The sequence below is a fragment of the Puia dinghuensis genome, from assembly GCF_014642875.1.
GTDB classification, from domain to species: Bacteria; Bacteroidota; Bacteroidia; order Chitinophagales; family Chitinophagaceae; genus Puia; species Puia dinghuensis.
This window is the reverse complement of the sequence record NZ_BMJC01000003.1, coordinates 935,706-951,447: the sequence shown is the minus strand read 5'-3', so window position 1 is coordinate 951,447 and position 15,742 is coordinate 935,706. Positions and strand designations below refer to the sequence as shown.

16 protein-coding genes are annotated in these 15,742 nt (G+C 53.9%); 4 read left to right on the top strand and 12 right to left on the bottom strand.

Features of this window, described 5'->3' with window-relative positions; all coding sequences use genetic code 11:
• Window positions 1-5: 5 nt before the first annotated feature.
• The gene (locus tag IEY39_RS17255) at window positions 6-749 is read left to right on the top strand and encodes an MBL fold metallo-hydrolase (RefSeq protein WP_188933760.1); all 744 of its coding nucleotides are present in this window, start codon (window positions 6-8) and stop codon (window positions 747-749) included.
• 169 nt (window positions 750-918) lie between these two features.
• Here the strand turns inward: IEY39_RS17255 and IEY39_RS17250 are convergent, their stop codons facing one another.
• From IEY39_RS17250 to IEY39_RS17220, 7 genes are all read right to left on the bottom strand, one after another.
• Window positions 919-1,341, bottom strand: a complete 423-nt coding sequence (locus IEY39_RS17250) for a hypothetical protein (protein ID WP_188933758.1) — start codon at window positions 1,339-1,341, stop codon at window positions 919-921.
• Window positions 1,342-1,349: 8 nt separating this feature from the next.
• Window positions 1,350-2,195 (bottom strand): hypothetical protein, encoded by an 846-nt coding sequence (locus IEY39_RS17245; protein WP_188933756.1) that lies wholly within the window; start codon window positions 2,193-2,195, stop codon window positions 1,350-1,352.
• A 40-nt stretch (window positions 2,196-2,235) separates the two neighbouring features.
• A complete protein-coding gene (locus IEY39_RS17240; RefSeq protein WP_188933754.1) occupies window positions 2,236-2,781 on the bottom strand; it encodes an RNA polymerase sigma factor in 546 nt (181 codons plus the stop codon).
• Window positions 2,782-2,785: 4 nt separating this feature from the next.
• Window positions 2,786-3,745 carry a transketolase family protein gene (locus IEY39_RS17235; protein WP_188933752.1) on the bottom strand — a complete coding sequence of 320 codons (960 nt, stop codon included), beginning with the start codon at window positions 3,743-3,745 and terminating at the stop codon, window positions 2,786-2,788.
• A gap of 78 nt (window positions 3,746-3,823) precedes the next feature.
• On the bottom strand, window positions 3,824-4,882 hold the full coding sequence (galE, locus tag IEY39_RS17230) for a UDP-glucose 4-epimerase GalE (RefSeq protein ID WP_188933750.1): 1,059 nt from the start codon (window positions 4,880-4,882) through the stop codon (window positions 3,824-3,826).
• A gap of 26 nt (window positions 4,883-4,908) precedes the next feature.
• The gene (rfbA, locus tag IEY39_RS17225) at window positions 4,909-5,772 is read right to left on the bottom strand and encodes a glucose-1-phosphate thymidylyltransferase RfbA (protein WP_188933748.1); all 864 of its coding nucleotides are present in this window, start codon (window positions 5,770-5,772) and stop codon (window positions 4,909-4,911) included.
• Between the two features lie 82 nt (window positions 5,773-5,854).
• On the bottom strand, window positions 5,855-6,973 hold the full coding sequence (locus IEY39_RS17220; protein ID WP_188933746.1) for an alkaline phosphatase family protein: 1,119 nt from the start codon (window positions 6,971-6,973) through the stop codon (window positions 5,855-5,857).
• A gap of 161 nt (window positions 6,974-7,134) precedes the next feature.
• Here IEY39_RS17220 and IEY39_RS17215 point away from each other — a divergent pair, with 161 nt between their 5' ends.
• On the top strand, window positions 7,135-8,901 hold the full coding sequence (locus IEY39_RS17215) for an ArnT family glycosyltransferase (RefSeq protein ID WP_229688954.1): 1,767 nt from the start codon (window positions 7,135-7,137) through the stop codon (window positions 8,899-8,901).
• 51 nt (window positions 8,902-8,952) lie between these two features.
• On the opposite strand, the gene IEY39_RS17210 is transcribed toward IEY39_RS17215, so the two are convergent.
• On the bottom strand, window positions 8,953-9,465 hold the full coding sequence (locus IEY39_RS17210; RefSeq protein WP_188933744.1) for a DinB family protein: 513 nt from the start codon (window positions 9,463-9,465) through the stop codon (window positions 8,953-8,955).
• 148 nt (window positions 9,466-9,613) lie between these two features.
• Between IEY39_RS17210 and IEY39_RS17205 the strand changes: the two genes are divergently transcribed.
• Complete coding sequence (locus IEY39_RS17205; RefSeq protein ID WP_188933742.1) at window positions 9,614-9,868, top strand: hypothetical protein; 255 nt, start codon at window positions 9,614-9,616, stop codon at window positions 9,866-9,868.
• Window positions 9,869-9,950: 82 nt separating this feature from the next.
• Window positions 9,951-10,232: a hypothetical protein gene (locus tag IEY39_RS17200; RefSeq protein WP_188933740.1), complete on the top strand. Its 282-nt coding sequence runs from the start codon at window positions 9,951-9,953 to the stop codon at window positions 10,230-10,232.
• A gap of 31 nt (window positions 10,233-10,263) precedes the next feature.
• Here IEY39_RS17200 and IEY39_RS17195 read toward each other — a convergent pair whose 3' ends face one another.
• Genes IEY39_RS17195 through IEY39_RS17180 form a run of 4 tightly spaced genes read right to left on the bottom strand, consistent with a single transcriptional unit; the run spans window position 10,264 to window position 15,740 of the window.
• Complete coding sequence (locus IEY39_RS17195; protein ID WP_188933738.1) at window positions 10,264-10,629, bottom strand: DUF1634 domain-containing protein; 366 nt, start codon at window positions 10,627-10,629, stop codon at window positions 10,264-10,266.
• 4 nt (window positions 10,630-10,633) lie between these two features.
• Window positions 10,634-11,470, bottom strand: coding sequence for a sulfite exporter TauE/SafE family protein (locus IEY39_RS17190; RefSeq protein ID WP_188933736.1), 837 nt, complete (start codon window positions 11,468-11,470; stop codon window positions 10,634-10,636).
• A gap of 18 nt (window positions 11,471-11,488) precedes the next feature.
• Window positions 11,489-14,647, bottom strand: coding sequence for an efflux RND transporter permease subunit (locus tag IEY39_RS17185; protein WP_188933734.1), 3,159 nt, complete (start codon window positions 14,645-14,647; stop codon window positions 11,489-11,491).
• 7 nt (window positions 14,648-14,654) lie between these two features.
• A complete protein-coding gene (locus IEY39_RS17180) occupies window positions 14,655-15,740 on the bottom strand; it encodes an efflux RND transporter periplasmic adaptor subunit (protein ID WP_188933732.1) in 1,086 nt (361 codons plus the stop codon).
• Window positions 15,741-15,742 lie beyond the last annotated feature (2 nt).

The window sequence follows — 15,742 nt, the reverse complement described above, 5'->3', positions numbered from 1 at the left end:
ACACCATGCAGATCATTCCATTATCCGAAGGGGCCTTTACCATAGACAAGACCAAAAAATTCGTTCCCTTCGACCTGGAGAAAGACGATCTCCAGCAGCGGCCCACTGGCAGCCTCCTTGTAGAAGTACAGCCATTTGCCATCATCACCACCGAAGATATCCTGGTTCTCGACACCGGACTTGGCTTCGAAAAGGACGGTATGCTGCAATTGCACTACAACCTGCGGAATGCCGGCATCGACCCGGCCAGTGTGACCAAGGTGCTGATGAGCCATTTGCATAAAGACCATGCCGGCGGCATCAGCGGTGACTGCACCGGTCGCGGTATCCGCCCGCTCTCTTTTCCCAACGCCACTTATTATATTCAACGCCGGGAATTAGAATATGCCTTTGAAAAGGGTCCAACGTCTTATATCCCCGATGAGCTCGAATGCCTTAGAGACTCCCCTCGCGTCGTCTTCCTCGACGGCGACGGTATCATCGACGGCTATATTAAATATGAGATAACGGGCGCACACTGCCCCTGGCACCAGGTCTTCTGGATCGTCGATGGCGGCGAAACGGCCTTCTTCGGCGGCGACGTCGCCCCGCAGTTGCAACAAATGAAAAGCCGGTTTGTAGCGAAATACGATTATGACGGGAAGAAAGCGATGCAGCTGCGACAACAGTGGTGGGACCAGGGACAGCGGGAAGGCTGGACCTTCCTGTTTTATCATGACGTGAAAACCCCGACGTGGCGGGCATTCTGAGCCTGGGGCCCGGGCCCCATAAAAAAAGGCCTGCCCTGGAAAGAGCCGGCCGTTGCTAACCTATGAAAAACACCAAGTTCAAATATCGTTATTCAAGCATCTTTGGTAAATAATTTTCGGCGAATTAGGGAAATGTTGGGGTCTATTGCCCTACTTCGCTCGTCACCGCTTATCTCCCCGGCGGCGGGAAGCGCTTCTGCTGTTGTTGCCTGCGCTGCCATTCTTTCCGCACAAACTCATTGAAGTCGATCTCCACGCGCCAGAAGGAGTTGATCTTAGGCGGCGGGATCGCCTTGACAAATTCCACGCTGTATTTTTTCTTGATATTAAGTAAATTCTCTTCCAGCCCTATCTCATTGTTATCATTGCGGTATTGGGCGTAAGCCTGCCGCTTTTCCGCAGAGTACTGTCTATAGATGGGCCAGAATTTTTCCGCTTCCTGGGGGGTAAGATTAAGCCGTTGGGTGATGTAGCCGATCTTCATGGTCTCGAGGACCCCTGGTCCAGGACCGGGCTGTTGCTGCTGGCCCTGAGAAAATGCCGGTAGGGTCAGCCAGCAGAGGATCACCAAAACGGAAAATAATTTTTTCATTGTTACTGCTAATTCGTTGCAAGGTCATTGGCCCCTCCATGCTCCTCCATATATTGCTTCAGTTCTCCGTCGGATACATCCCCGAGTAAATTCTTCAGATCACCTTCGCTGAAATCCATTGCGGTGGCCAGGTTGTTGACAGGCTGCGCCAGCGTAGTATCCTGGTCGTCCAGGTAACGCTGAAGCTCCTCATCGCTGGCCTTTGGCAGCATACCGGCGACGACGTCGGCGGGAGCACCTTTATCGGTTCCCCCGGAGACGTGCAAACGCAGCCAGCCGACCGTAAGGATCAGCCCTGCTACGACGGCAGCCACCGAATATTTCAACCAATTGGCCCTGCGGCCACCAAGGGCAATGACTTTCCCTTGCTTCTTTTTCACCTGCGGCTCCGGCAGCTTCGCTTCTATTTCAGCCGGCAGCTGGTGAAAATATTCCTCCGGTACAGTATAGGGGTTCAAATCTCTTGCTACGGTCAAAATGGGGGAAAGCTCCTGAAAATACCCATCCGGGATACGGTAAGGCTGAATCCCCCGTACCCCCGCCAAAAGGGGGGAAAGGGTCGCTAATTCTTCTTCCACGCTCACTGCCGGGCTATCCTCTCGCCCTGGGATAGTAGTACTACCCGAATCCTTGCCGGCCCCGGCCTTGATACGGGCCAGGACACTCTGGGCAAATCCCTCGAAATAGCCTTCAGGGACATTGAATGTCACTGGTTTATGTTGGGTTTTGATCCGGATAAGCACTCGGGCGGCAAAGTCTGCAAAATAGTCATCTGCAACCCGGTAAGGGGTCTCGCGGCTGATGGAGGCGACATGCTCACTCAGCGACCTCAATTCATTCGATATGTCATTCATTCCACTCATCTATTTTCAGACCCCTTCTATTAACCAAAGTTTAATGATTAAGAATGTAATCCTCTATTTTTTTGACCGCATGATGATAGGAAGCCTTCAATGCCCCCTCGGAAGTGTCCAGAACCCGGCTCATCTCCTCGTAGGGCATCTCGTCATAATATCGTAAGGTAAATACAACTCTTTGTTTTTCAGGAAGTTGCTGGATTGCCAACTGCAGTTTCCACTCCAGTTTGTTAGGGTCGAAATGCTTGTCCGCGACGACCTTATTGCTCAGCCCACCCTCCATCTCATCCAGGGACAAAGCGGACTTCCGCTTCTGCTGTTCGAGATAGCTGAGGCATTCGTTGGTAGCTATCCGATAAAGCCAGGTATATAGCTGACTGTCTTCCCGGAAGTTCTCCAGGCCGTTCCAAACACGTATGAATACATTTTGCAATACGTCGTTCGCGTCCTCATGTTCCACTACCATCCGCCGGATATGCCAATACAGCTTCTCCTGATACTTCCTGATTATGGCGGTAAACGCCCGCTCTTTCGTCTCAGGATCCCGGAATTGCAAAAGCAGCTCGGTGTCTTGGATGGTCACTATACTATTTGTTTTTTCTTGCAATTACCTTTTCAGCAGCAGCGACTATATCGGGCGTATCCAGGCCATATTTCTTTAACAATTCTTCTGGTGTACCGCTTTCTCCGAAGGTATCCTTCGTTCCGACGTATTCGATGGGAGTAGGGAAGTTCTTGGCAACGGTCTGCGCGACAGCGTCACCCAATCCTCCAATGATATTATGTTCTTCGGCCGTCACTGCACACCTTGTCTTTTGTACGGACTTCAGGATAGCGGCCGTATCCAGCGGCTTTATCGTGTGGAGGTTGATCACTTCCACAGAGATGCCCTTTTCTTCCAGTATCCTGCCGGCTTCGATCGCCTTCCACACCAGGTGGCCACAGGCAAAGATGGAGACGTCCGACCCTTCGGACAGAACCTGGGCCTTGCCGATCTCAAAAGGCATCGCGGTCGTAAAGATCGGCCATACAGGCCGGCCAAAACGCAGGTATACAGGCCCCTGGTAATCGGCGATCGCCATCGTCGCTGCCTTTGTCTGTGCATAGTCACAGGGGACGATCACCGTCATTCCGGGTAACATTTTCATCAGGCCGATATCTTCCAGAATCTGGTGGGTGGCGCCATCTTCACCCAGCGTCACACCCGCATGGGATGCGCAGATCTTTACGTTCTTCCCCGAATAGGCGACCGACTGACGGATCTGGTCGTATACCCGGCCGGTGGAGAAGTTGGCGAAAGTGGTCGTATAAGGTATATGGCCGCCGATGGTCAATCCCGCGGCGATGCCGATCATATTGGCTTCTGCAATCCCGCATTGTACAAAACGCTCCGGAAATTCCTTGATAAAGGTCTGCAACTTCATCGAGCCGGCCAGGTCGGCGGTGAGGGCTACGATATTAGGGTTTTTGCGTGCCGCCTCTGCAATTCCATCTCCAAATCCGCTGCGTGTATCTTTCTGTCCCGTTACTTGAATATCTTTCAACATTGTCGTTTGTTTTTAAGTCCTTCGTTTGATTTTAATCCTTACAAAGTAAAGGAGAAACTTCCAGTTTTCAAGGTATCCCTAGTTGAACTTGGAAAACTTCCCGTTGTAGAATTTCTCGTCGGTTTTTAGCTTCTGCTCCCATTTCCAGGCCGTGGACATCATATCCTCGAGATCGTATTCCGTCGTCCACCCCAATTGCTTCCGTGCCAGATCATTATTGGCGTAGATGGCAATCACGTCACCGGGACGGCGCGGACCGATCTGGTAGTTTAACGCGACGCCGCTTACTTTTTCAAAAGCCTTGATAGCCTCGAGCACCGTCACCCCATTGCCAGTGCCGAGATTGAACACCTCCGCAGGCTTCGTGTTCTTCTTATCGATCATGTATTGCAACGCCAGGGTATGGGCATGAGCGATATCGCTGACATGGATGAAGTCGCGGATACAGCTTCCGTCCCGTGTCGGATAATCGTCGCCGAACACCGTCATCTGGGGCAGCTTCCCTATCGCCGTTTGGGTAATGGCGGGGACAAGATTGGCAGGCCTGCCTATCGGCATCTCGCCGATGAGGATGCTCGGATGGGCGCCGACGGGATTGAAATACCGCAGGAGAATGCTGCGCGTTTTTGGCGCGGACTTGCAAAACTCGTTGATGATCTGCTCGCCCATCTGCTTGGTATAGCCATAGGGCGACTCGGCGGGCTTCGGCGGCGTCTGCTCCGTCACCGGTATCTCGTCCGGGTTGCCATATACCGTACAGGAAGAAGAAAAGACAAAATGCGGGACCTCGAACTCCTGCGCACATTTCAGCAGGTTGATCAGCGAGAGCAGGTTGTTCTCGAAATACATCAGGGGTTGCTCGACGGATTCCCCCACTGCCTTATAGGCGGCAAAATGAATGATCCCGGCGATATTCTCGTTCTCCTGGAAGATCGCATAGGTGTCATCATAATTGCAAAGGTCCACCTTGTAATTCTTCACCTTCTTCCCCGAGATCTTTTCCACCCCTTCGAGTATGCGGGGGGAAGAACGTACATTGTTATCGACACAAACTACTTCGAATCCGTTAGCTAGCAGGTCTACGATGGTGTGTGAGCCTATGTAGCCGCATCCGCCGGTGACAAGGATCTTCTCCATAATGGCAAAAAGACTAGTTTATTTAATTATGAATTAATAACATTTATCAGGTATTGGCCATACCCGCTTTTCAGCAAGGGCTGGGCTATCTTCTCCACCTGCTCCTTGGTGATGAATTTTTTCCGGTAAGCGATCTCCTCGATACAGGCGATCTTGATGCCCTGCCGTTGTTCTATCACCTGTACGAATTGCGATGCCTGCATCAGGGAATCGAAGGTTCCCGTATCCAGCCATGCCGTCCCCCGGTCGAGAATGGATACGGTGAGCTTTTGCCGGCGCAGGTACTCTTTGTTCACATCGGTGATCTCATATTCTCCGCGGGCTGAAGGCTTCAGCTGGGCGGCAATATCTACAACGGAATTATCATAGAAATAGAGCCCCGGTACGGCGTAGTTGCTTTTGGGCTTCGCCGGCTTCTCTTCGATGGAAATGGCTTTGTTGTCGGCGTCGAATTCCACGACCCCATACCGCTCGGGATCACTCACCTGGTAGGCATAGACAATACCACCGTCCGGCTGCGTATTCTTCTCCAGCTGCTTGCCAAGCCCCGCCCCGTAAAAGATATTATCACCTAGCACCAGCGCCACAGAATCCTTGCCGATAAAGTCGCGGCCGATGACAAAAGCCTGTGCCAGCCCATTGGGCAGGGGCTGTTCCGCATAAGAGAAAGACAATCCCAATTGCGACCCGTCCCCGAAAAGTTTTTTAAACAAGGGCAGATCGTGTGGCGTGGAAATGATCAGGATATCCTTTATCCCCGCCAGCATCAAGGTTGACAGCGGGTAATAGATCATCGGCTTATCATACACCGGCATGATCTGCTTACTGATAGCATAGGTAATCGGATGTAGACGTGTACCACTTCCTCCTGCGAGAATAATTCCTTTCATAGCGCTATTATCGGGTTTTGAAAATCTTGGAAAGATAAGAAGGATTTTGAAACTGGGCGAAAATAGCACTAATCAACCAAAATCATCGTATTTGGGCACCAGCCAGGTCGGCCGCAGGTCGCGCAGCAGGGATAAAGATGGCCTTACCCGGTGGATGGCCCGGAGCGACAGGGTCACCCAACAACGAAGCCATGGTGGCCGCCAGCTGCTTCTGATACACCTGCCCTCTCTTGCGGATCTCGCCTTCTGCCTGGATATCAGGCCCTAACACCGCCATCCAGATGTCTCCTGAGCCCTCGGCCCAAAAACCATGGGTGGTCCACTTGTTGGGCTTCCAGCCCCGGCCATGATCGGTAGTGATAAGAAGGGTAGTGCTGTCCTTATAATAAGGATCGGTCTGGATCTCATACCACAGGTCGGCGATCATCCGGTCGATGTCGGCAGCCTGTTGCAGATAGAGATCATACCGGCCGGCGTGCGCACATTCGTCCGTCTCGCCAAAACCCAAAAAGAGGACGGAAGGGTGGTGGAGGTGGATATATTCCCGGGCCGTGCAAAAAGTAAGATAATCGTGCCGGGTCTTGCTATGGGGCATGGTCGATTGCACACTGTCGATGAGCCCGGCTACATTGTCACCGGCTGCAATTTCATTCAACCGCTCGTACCCGCTGTTCACCGGCAGATGGCTACGATCCTCGTTAAGGATAAAGGGAAACACATTCCAGGAAGTAAAGACGGCGACTTTCCCGTGAAAGGCCGGGCTGCCGTTGAGATATTCCAGCACATTGACGTGCTTGTTATTGATGGGGATGTTGGGACTTTCTATCGCATCTGTATGACCCGTAAAGATCTCGTTGTAGCCGGGATAGGAGATCTTATAGAAGTTGCGGACATTCACCTTATTGCCCCAAAGCCGGTTGCCATATAGCCGCCCGTTTGCCGCAAGGGCCCCCCAAAAGAAGGGCAACAATTTCTGCCGGCGCAATTCAGCCGTACTGTCCCAATACATCTCCTTGGTAAGCGTGGTATCCCGGACATATTCGGGATTGGCCACCAACAAAGGATCCGCGCCCGTAAAGACTTCCTGCCACCGGAATCCGTCAATGGTAACGATAAAGAGGTGTTTTGTCCGGGCAGGAGGCTGAGCCACAGCAGAGAGGAATAGAAACACTGCTGCCAGGGAAGATACGATACCTTTCATTTTAATGGGTTTGCCAAAATTAGGCTATGGGGATGATCGCAGGTTTACGGATTTATTAACGCATTATTAATTAATATTATTATATTATATCTCCGCCATCGCCCCTATACACTAACGGCCCGGGCTACCTTCCTCCTGCGGCAGCAGAAAACATCCTATATTTGGCGCAAATCGCACCGACCCACTTGATAGTAGAACACAATCACGCCGAATGGGAGACCTGGCTGCAAAAATGGTTTATCCCGCTTTTAATCCTTGCCATCATCGTAAATGCCGGCGGTCTCATCATTCCCATCCTCGAACCCGACGGCTCGTTGTACGCTACTATAGCAAAGACGATGGCCCGCACCGGCGACTTTGTCAACCTCCGCGTCGAAGGGCGGGACTGGCTGGACAAACCGCATTTTCCCTTCTGGATGGCGGCCATCAGCTTTAAGGTGCTTGGTACGAATTCCTTTGCCTATAAATTTCCCGCGCTGCTCTTCTGGGCCCTGGGCGCCTGGTATACCTGGAAGCTGGCTCTCTCGCTCTACGGGAAGACCGTCGCCCAATTGTCCGTACTCATCTATGTGTCGGCCGCCCACCTTGTTATTTCCAACAACGATGTCCGCGCCGAACCCTATCTCACGGGGCTGATCATCGGCTCGGTCTATCATTTTTATCGGGCTTCCCGCGCAAAGCCCGGACTCCATCTCCTCGCCGGCTCGCTGTTGGCCGGCTGCGCCTGTATGACAAAGGGCCCCTTTGTGGTGATCACCATCGGCGGGGGCTTCATCCTCGACTGGATTGCGGGTAAGGAATGGGGACAGTTTCGTCATCCCCGCTGGTACATCGCCATTATCCTCACCGCCCTCTTCACCCTTCCCGAATTATACTGCCTGTACGTACAATTCGACCTCCATCCCGAAAAACTCGTATTCGGTCGCACCGGCGTGTCGGGCATTCGCTTCTTCTTCTGGGATAGCCAGTTCGGCCGCTTCTTCAATACAGGGCCCATCAAAGGCGCCGGCGACCCCTTCTTTTATTTCCATACGCTCTTGTGGGCCTTTCTTCCCTGGAGCCTGCTGCTGTATGCGGCTATTGTACAAAAGATCCGCCGCAGCGTCGATGCCACAGGACTCCACCGCCGCGGTGTCCCGGGGGACATGATCTGTCTCGGCGCAGCTCTCGGCAGCTTCATCGTCTTCTCGCTGTCCCGCTTCCAGCTTCCGCATTACCTGAATATTCTATTCCCCTTCTTTGCTATCCTCACCGCCGGCTACCTGCAAAATATCCGTCGCCGCTTGACGCAAAAGACCATCGGTATCATCCAAAATAGCATAGCCGTTCTGCTGCCTGTGCTGTTGCTGCTGCTGTGCTGGTTTTTTCATTTCCCATACTGGCCCCTGCTGATGGGAATCATCGTTGTTCTCGCTTTTCTCACCTTCCTGTTCTTTCGCGGCCCGTCGCTACCTGGGCCCATCGCCCGCAGCTTCTCGATGGCTATGCTGGTGTTTTTCTTTATCAATTTTATTCTCTATCCCGCCATCCTCCAATACCAGGCGGGCACTGTAGCGGGTGAGTATACGGCGACGCTGCCGGTGCAGGGATCCACGCCCTGCTACCTGCTGCAGGAAGCCCCGGTAGACTATTCCTTCGAGTTCGATTGCCCGCATCCCGTCGAGCGTATCCCCATCGACAGTCTGGCTTCCCGCCTCCCCATCGCCGCAAGTCCCGCCGCAAGCCCCGGAGCCATCCCCCCCGACAGCGCCCTCGTCTTCGCCCCATCGTCCTTTGCCGACACGCTCACTCACCGCGGATATCGTGTCCTGCCTATACATTCCTTTCCCAATTTCCATATCAGCCAGCTCACCGGGGAATTCATCAGCTACCGTACGCGGAGTCAGGTCGTCACCCCCTGGTCGCTGATGCAGGTGAGGCGATGGTGATGAAGGCAGACCGTCGCCAGCCTGCCTCCGAAGCCCGCGCCTTCCCCGACCTTATGCAACGGCTTCCTGGACTTCATGCTCGTCCGCACTGGGCCCGTAGCTGCCGGGAATAGGGATATCCAACAGCCGGAGGAATACACCCAGCTGCGCCCGGTGATGCACTATCTGGCAATATGCCAACCGGACGATCTCGCCCTTTGTGGCTACATGATAGATATCGTCGCCATTACGCAGTGTCCAGGTTTCGTCCAGCGTCTCTAGCCGGGTGGCTGCCAGGTGTGCCCGGCCGTCTTCCAGGCTTCTTTCAAAATAATCCAGCAGGTCTTCCGTATTGGTCACTTCTTCCTGTTTGTAAGGATTGCAGGCGAAATCAAGCCCATCCGTGGTCACGGCCATCGTCACCCAGGTTGGCAGTTCGGCGATATGTGTAGCTAACTGTTTAATACTCATGCTCTTTTGATGAGGCCTCCAGCTGAAATAGGCGGTCGGCACGCGTTCGAGCATCTTGCGGGTGGTCTGGGCTTCCTGGTCCAGTTCTTTTAACAGTGATTTGATCGGTGACATAAAGAATAGTTTTAACCAAAGTAACCACCGGTCAGTGTCAGCCTTATGTCAGGAGATGTCAGGAAAGGCGGAAAAAACTTAACATTGTCGATACGCATTTTAATATTAATTTTATGTTATCATATTATTACCAAAAAACATTATTCGTATGACTCAACAAGATTCTGTGTCTCCTACGACCCCGAATAAAAAACAGGTTCGCAAGGAGATCGGGGAGAAGCTGGCAGGTGCCCTGGCCGATTATAAACAGGAATTAGGCGAAAAGAAACTGGCAACGCGTGTCAAGGAGGTTAGCAAATTGATCAGCCGCGATCTGCGGAAAATGAACAAAAAGCAAAAACGTCAAAAAGATACAGCAGCAAAGCCGGCTAAGAAGGCCGCAAAAGCGACTGTAAAAAAATAATGTTGGCATAAACATTCTTTTCTGGCCGGCCGCAACAAGCGGCCGGTTTTTTTGTTACTCTTGCTGACAAAATCTCATCACTATGGCCAGCTTCGGAGAGTTAAAGCCAAACACGTATTATCTGATACAAGTGGACGCCGATTCTGATATCGAACTTGTATCCTTGATCCTCCAGACGAAAGAAACAGTCCTGCTGCGCAGCTATTTACCAGCGGCAGAGGATTTCTTCAAATACCAGGACGAACCCATTTTCAAACTGGTTGAAGAAGTAGACGAAGAGACGGCCGAACAATTGGAAAGCCTCTACCAGGCACAGACTGTCGAAACGGAGGAATACGTCGAAGAAGAAGGCGAAGAAGAGTAGTCGTCTGAGACGCTGGCGGCCCCGTCCGTCATCAGAAGTTGAGGACGATCACCAACAATACAATGACCGTTAACACGGCATACAGGTAATCTTTTTCCAACAGGTAACCAACGACGGAGAACGCGATGCGGGCAATGGGCGTAGCCACCAGGATGAGGAGCCCCAGCTGTATCAGCGGCCTCCCCTCGCCATGTAACATCGCCTTCCACATCAGCACGGGATTACGCATCTTCTCCGGCTCGCCCTTGAACACATGGTATTGCGGCGTCTGCCCGCCATGCCGGATAAGGTACACGATGCCGCCGGCCAGCACCACAACGGACGAAGCAAGTACCCCATACCGTAACAAATTCCCAATAACTTTTTCCAGGTCTGCATCGCGTACCTTCGTCAGCATTATCTCAGATTGAATGGTTGATTCCGTTATAGATCATTTCCGCCGCCAGCACCAGGATCACAAAGGCAAACAATATCTTCAGACTCGCCGTCTTCGCCCTCGTCAGCATCCTCGAGCCGAGAAAAGCCCCGCCAAGCACCCCCAGCATAACGGGCATGGATAGACCCGGATCGATATATCCCCGCTTCAGATAGATGCCGACGCTGGCCGCTGCCGTCACCCCGATCATGAAGTTGCTCGTTGTAGTGGATACTTTGAAGGGGATGCGCATGATATTGTCCATGGCGATCACCTTCAGCGCGCCCGACCCGATGCCCAGCAACCCGGAGATGACGCCTGCTATATTCATCATGGCAAACCCGCCCACTACATTCTTCACGAAATAGTGTTTCTCTCCCTCCGGTGTCGGATAGCTGCTGTTCAGCCGCAATTTACGGGACAGGACGCTGTCTTCCCCTGTCGTGACAGGGTCCGCCGGCCGGGCAAAGGAAAGCGATGCCGAAAGGATGAGGATGACGCCGAAAACGATCGCAATAACGGATGTCGGCAAATAACCGGCCAGGAAGGCTCCCCCGATGGCGCCCGCAGTAGTGGCCAGCTCGAGAAACATGCCCAGCCGGATATTGGTGATCCCCTCCTTTACATAAGCCGCCGCCGCACCCGAAGAAGTGGCGATCACGCTGATCAGCGAGGTTCCTATCGCATAATGGATGTCCACCTTAAAAACCAGGGTCAGCAAGGGGATGAGCACGACACCTCCGCCAAGGCCGGTCAGCGAACCCAGCAGCCCCGCCGCCAGCGCCCCGGCGAAAAGTATTCCGCTAAAGACAAGTACAGTCATGGTGCCGTAAAGATAATCTTATTCATCTTCCGGCAACAGCGAAGCCGACTGGAAATGCCGCTTTTGCTGTATCCATCCATATACCAGCGGTACGATCGTCAGCGCGGCCAGCGTCGATGCCGCAAGCCCGCCGATGACGGCACGCCCCAGCGGTGCGGATTGATCACCGGCCTCTCCCAGCCCGCTCGCCATGGGGATCATCCCGACGATCATCGCGATACTCGTCATCATGATGGGCCGCAGCCGGATACTCGCACTGGTGATCGCCGCCTTAAAGGGATCTTTCATTTCTAATCGCAGCTTTTCGGCATTGGTGACGATCAGCAGGGCATTGGCCACCGACACACCTGTCGACATGATAATTCCCATATACGACTGAAGGTTGAGTGTCGCTCCCGTAGCCAGCAGCATCAGCATGGCGCCCAGCAGAACGGCCGGCACCGTTGCCAATACGGAAATGGCCAGGCCGAAGGACTGGTAATTGGCCGCCAGCAACAACAAGATCACCACAATGGCCGCCAACAGCCCCTTCTGCAGCGAATCCAGCGTTTCCGTGAGAAGCGAGGACATACCCTTTACTTCGATCACTGGCCCGCCCGGCACTGCGCCCAACTCCGAAATAGCCTTTTCGACAGCCTGGGTCGCCGCGCCCAGGTCTTTCTTGTACATGTTAGCGCTCACGGTCACATACCGGCGGGGACCGGCCCTGTCGTATTCGCCCGTAAGCGTGTCGATGGCGATGCTTGCCACATCAGACAGCAGCGGCCTGGCCTGTCCATGCACCAAGGTCACCGACTGCAATTGATGCACGGTGTTCATGAGGTATTCCGGAACCTGAACCTGCGTCTGGTAAGTATAAGCGACCCTGTCGTCAAGCCACAGGTTTTTGTTGGTATACCGGCTGGAGGATGTCACATCGGTGATACTCTTGGCGACGTTGTTGATCGAAAGCCCCATCAGGGAAAGCTTGTTGCGGTCGACAGAGATCAGGATGGTGGGAAGGTTCAGCGGCTGCGAGATCTGCACGTCCCGTAGAAAGGAGACACCTTTCAGGGCGGTCACCAGCTTTTGCGCATAAGCCTTGATGTCATCCATATTCTTTCCTGCCACCCGCACCTCGATAGGCGTCGAGGCGCCCTGGGCCATGATCTTTTCCGTCAGCTCTATCGGTTCGAAGGAAAGTTGCAGCTCGGGATACTCCCGCTTGATCTCCCCGCGCAGCTTCTCTTTCAGCTCGTCGATCCTCCCCTTGTAGTGCTCGTCCAGGTTTATCTGGATCACCGACTCATGCGTCCCGCTGTTGAAAATGTAAAGATTGCTGGTTCCAAAGCTGCTGGGTACCAGCCCCACAAAGGCCGAAGAGATGGCTACTTTCCCCCCGGTGACGGAGTCGATAAGGTTCAGCACAGACTTGGTCATCCGCTCGGTTACCTCCAGCCGCGTACCATCGGGTTCTCTCAGCCGCAACTGCAGCTGGCCGTTGTTGGTCCTGGGCAGAAGGTCTTTACCGATGATCATAAAGCAGGTGATGGCCGCACCCAGCGCCAGCAACAGATAGATGGACACGATGCGCCGTCTTCGCGGCATCGACTTTTCCAGGCGGCTTACCAACCCGGTCTTCAGCACCGCGAAAAACCCGTCTTCCTTATGACCATCCTCCGGCGCCCCATGCCCCGCCACCGATGCCGCCCCATGCCGCTGATACATCTCCGCCTTCAATATCCAGTTGGATATCACCGGAACCAGGGTCTGCGCCGAGGTATACGAACAGATCATGGCAAAAGCGATAGCCAGCGACAGCGGCAGGAACATAGCCTTGGGCACGCCCGTCATGATAAAGGAAGGAGCAAAAACCGCAAGGATACAAAGCAGTATCAACAGCTTGGGAAAAGAGATCTCGTTGCAGGCATCCAATATCGCCTTCTTCTTCGGGGCACCCATCTCCAGGTGCTGGTGGATGTTCTCGATAGTCACCGTCGCCTCGTCCACCAGGATGCCGATGGCCAGCGCCAGCCCGCTAAGGGTCATGATATTGATGGTCTGACCCGCCAGTTTGAGGAAGAATACCGCGCCCAACACCGACACCGGTATCGTGATGATCACCACCAGGCTGCTTCGCCAGTCGCGCAGAAAGAGCAATACCGTCAATCCGGTCAGCACTGCACCCAGGATGCCTTCCGACATCAGGCTCTTTGCCGCATTGATAACGAATACCGACTGGTCAAAGGCATAGGTGATATCCACATCCTCCGGCAACAGGCTCTTCATCTCCGGGATGCGTTTGCGCAGGGCCTGCACCACCTCCCACGTGGAGGCATCCGCCGTTTTCACCACGGGGATATATACACTACGCTTGCCGTTGACCAGCGCATAGTCCACTGTGATGTCGGCGCCGTCGGCTACGGAAGCCACGTCTTTTATATAGATCGACGTTGCCCCGTTGCTGCGGATAGGGATGTCGCCGAAATGTTGAACTTTATCCTCCAGCGAATTGATACTGCTCACAAGCATCATGCTGTCCAAGCGGATATTACCCGATGGAGTGATCGCATTGTTTTTAGTAATGGCCTCCACCACCTCGTCCGCCGACAGATTGTACATCCGCAGCTTGGCGGGATCGACATTGATCAGCACCGACCGGGCATTGGAACCAAAGGGCGGCGGGGCCGACAACCCCGGCACCGTTGCGAACAACGGCCGCACCCGCGTGATGGCCAGGTCGAAAATGTCCTTCAGCGGCCTCGTCTTGCTACTGAAGACGAGCTCTCCCACCGGCAGGGAAGAGGCATCGAAACGTACCACCTGGGGCGGCAGGGCGCCCGGCGGAAAGAAGGCCATGGTGCGGTTCACCTGCAACGCTACCTGGGCCGAAGCTTCGGCCATGTTCGTATTCTCGTAAAACGTCAATTTGATGAGGGAAAGGCCCTGGATATTCCGGCTCTCGATGGTCTTGATCCCGTTGACATAGAGGAATTGGTCCTGCATCCGCGTCGCAAAGAAGCCCTCCATCTGCTGCGCCGACATCCCTCCATACTGCTCGATGACATAGATGGTAGGAAGGTTCAGCCGCGGAAAAATATCGATAGATATGCTCCGTACGGCCATCACCGAGAACAGCATTAACCCGATGAACAGCACCAGTACGGTGATTGGCCTTTTTAAGGCTGCTCTTATCATAATAGGGTTATTTTAGGGTGCTGCCTTCTTTTATTTCGTCATTCGCATTGGCGACCACCTGTTCGCCCGCCGCCAGCTGGCCCAATACCTCGACCCGGTTGCTGCTTTCATTACCCGTCGACACATCTACCCGTACCGCCTTGCCGTTGCGGACAGCGATCACATACTTTCTTTCGGTGGACGTTACTACCGCCGTCTTAGGCACGGACAACGCATGGGGATTCCCCTTGCTGTCGAACAGCACATCGGCGTACATCCCCGGCGTCAACGCTTCATCGGGGTTATACACGTCCAGCTCAACAGGCTCCGACCGGTATTGCAGATTGATGTTCATGGATTTTCGGGCGATATGCCCAAAGAAACGCTTGCCCGGGAAGGCGCTGAGATAGAAGGAAATGGTGTCGTTGTTCCGCAGTGTGCCGGCCATGGTCTCGGGGATGGATACCTGCAACCGCAGATGATCTACCTCCTTCAGCTCGAGCATCGGTTTGCCATCCTTGGCTTCGGCGCTGACCAGGGCGCCGGGATGCACATTACGCTGCGTGATCACCCCTTTGAAAGGCGCCATCACCTTCAGGTAGCCCATCATCACCTGCTGTTGTTGCCAGTTGGCCTTTGCCGCATTGCTGAGGGCGCTGTCCGCTCCCGTCTTCGATTTGGCCGTAGCAAGGTCCATCGGGGAAATGGCCCCGGGCGTTTGGGCAGCTTGCTTCAGGCGCTCATAGTTCTCCCGGCTGATGGTATAGTCCGCCGTTGCCTGGAAGTATTTCTCCTTCGCCTGCGCAGTGGCCTGCTCTAGCTCGGGCGCTTCCAGCTCCATCAGAAGTTGCCCCGCTGCCACATGGGAGCCGATGTCCACCTGGACGGTCTTCACATAACCATTCACTTTGGGGAAGATGCTTACTTCCTGGTAAGCGGCAAGTTGCGCAGGCAATTTGTACACCTGTTCGACGCTCTGCCGGTCCGCCGTCGCTAATTCGTAATGGGTCGCAACAAGGAGAGGGGGATCCTTCTTTTCAGCAGCCGAATCGCCCGAGCAGCCATAGATAGTCAGCGTCGCGAGAAATGAGATTATAATGATCGCCTTATTCATAA

Bases quoted from the DNA above. Each gene is read 5' to 3' on its own strand.
- IEY39_RS17210 (WP_188933744.1), bottom strand. From the start codon at position 9,465: ATGTCACCGATCAAATCACTGTTAAAAGAACTGGACCAGGAAGCCCAG.
- IEY39_RS17180 (WP_188933732.1), bottom strand. From the start codon at position 15,740: ATGAATAAGGCGATCATTATAATCTCATTTCTCGCGACGCTGACTATC.
- IEY39_RS17250 (WP_188933758.1), bottom strand. From the start codon at position 1,341: ATGAAAAAATTATTTTCCGTTTTGGTGATCCTCTGCTGGCTGACCCTA.
- IEY39_RS17235 (WP_188933752.1), bottom strand. From the start codon at position 3,745: ATGTTGAAAGATATTCAAGTAACGGGACAGAAAGATACACGCAGCGGA.
- rfbA (WP_188933748.1), bottom strand. From the start codon at position 5,772: ATGAAAGGAATTATTCTCGCAGGAGGAAGTGGTACACGTCTACATCCG.
- galE (WP_188933750.1), bottom strand. From the start codon at position 4,882: ATGGAGAAGATCCTTGTCACCGGCGGATGCGGCTACATAGGCTCACAC.
- IEY39_RS17205 (WP_188933742.1), top strand. From the start codon at position 9,614: ATGACTCAACAAGATTCTGTGTCTCCTACGACCCCGAATAAAAAACAG.
- IEY39_RS17190 (WP_188933736.1), bottom strand. From the start codon at position 11,470: ATGACTGTACTTGTCTTTAGCGGAATACTTTTCGCCGGGGCGCTGGCG.
- IEY39_RS17195 (WP_188933738.1), bottom strand. From the start codon at position 10,629: ATGCTGACGAAGGTACGCGATGCAGACCTGGAAAAAGTTATTGGGAAT.
- IEY39_RS17255 (WP_188933760.1), top strand. From the start codon at position 6: ATGCAGATCATTCCATTATCCGAAGGGGCCTTTACCATAGACAAGACC.
- IEY39_RS17185 (WP_188933734.1), bottom strand. From the start codon at position 14,647: ATGATAAGAGCAGCCTTAAAAAGGCCAATCACCGTACTGGTGCTGTTC.
- IEY39_RS17220 (WP_188933746.1), bottom strand. From the start codon at position 6,973: ATGAAAGGTATCGTATCTTCCCTGGCAGCAGTGTTTCTATTCCTCTCT.
- IEY39_RS17200 (WP_188933740.1), top strand. From the start codon at position 9,951: ATGGCCAGCTTCGGAGAGTTAAAGCCAAACACGTATTATCTGATACAA.
- IEY39_RS17245 (WP_188933756.1), bottom strand. From the start codon at position 2,195: ATGAATGACATATCGAATGAATTGAGGTCGCTGAGTGAGCATGTCGCC.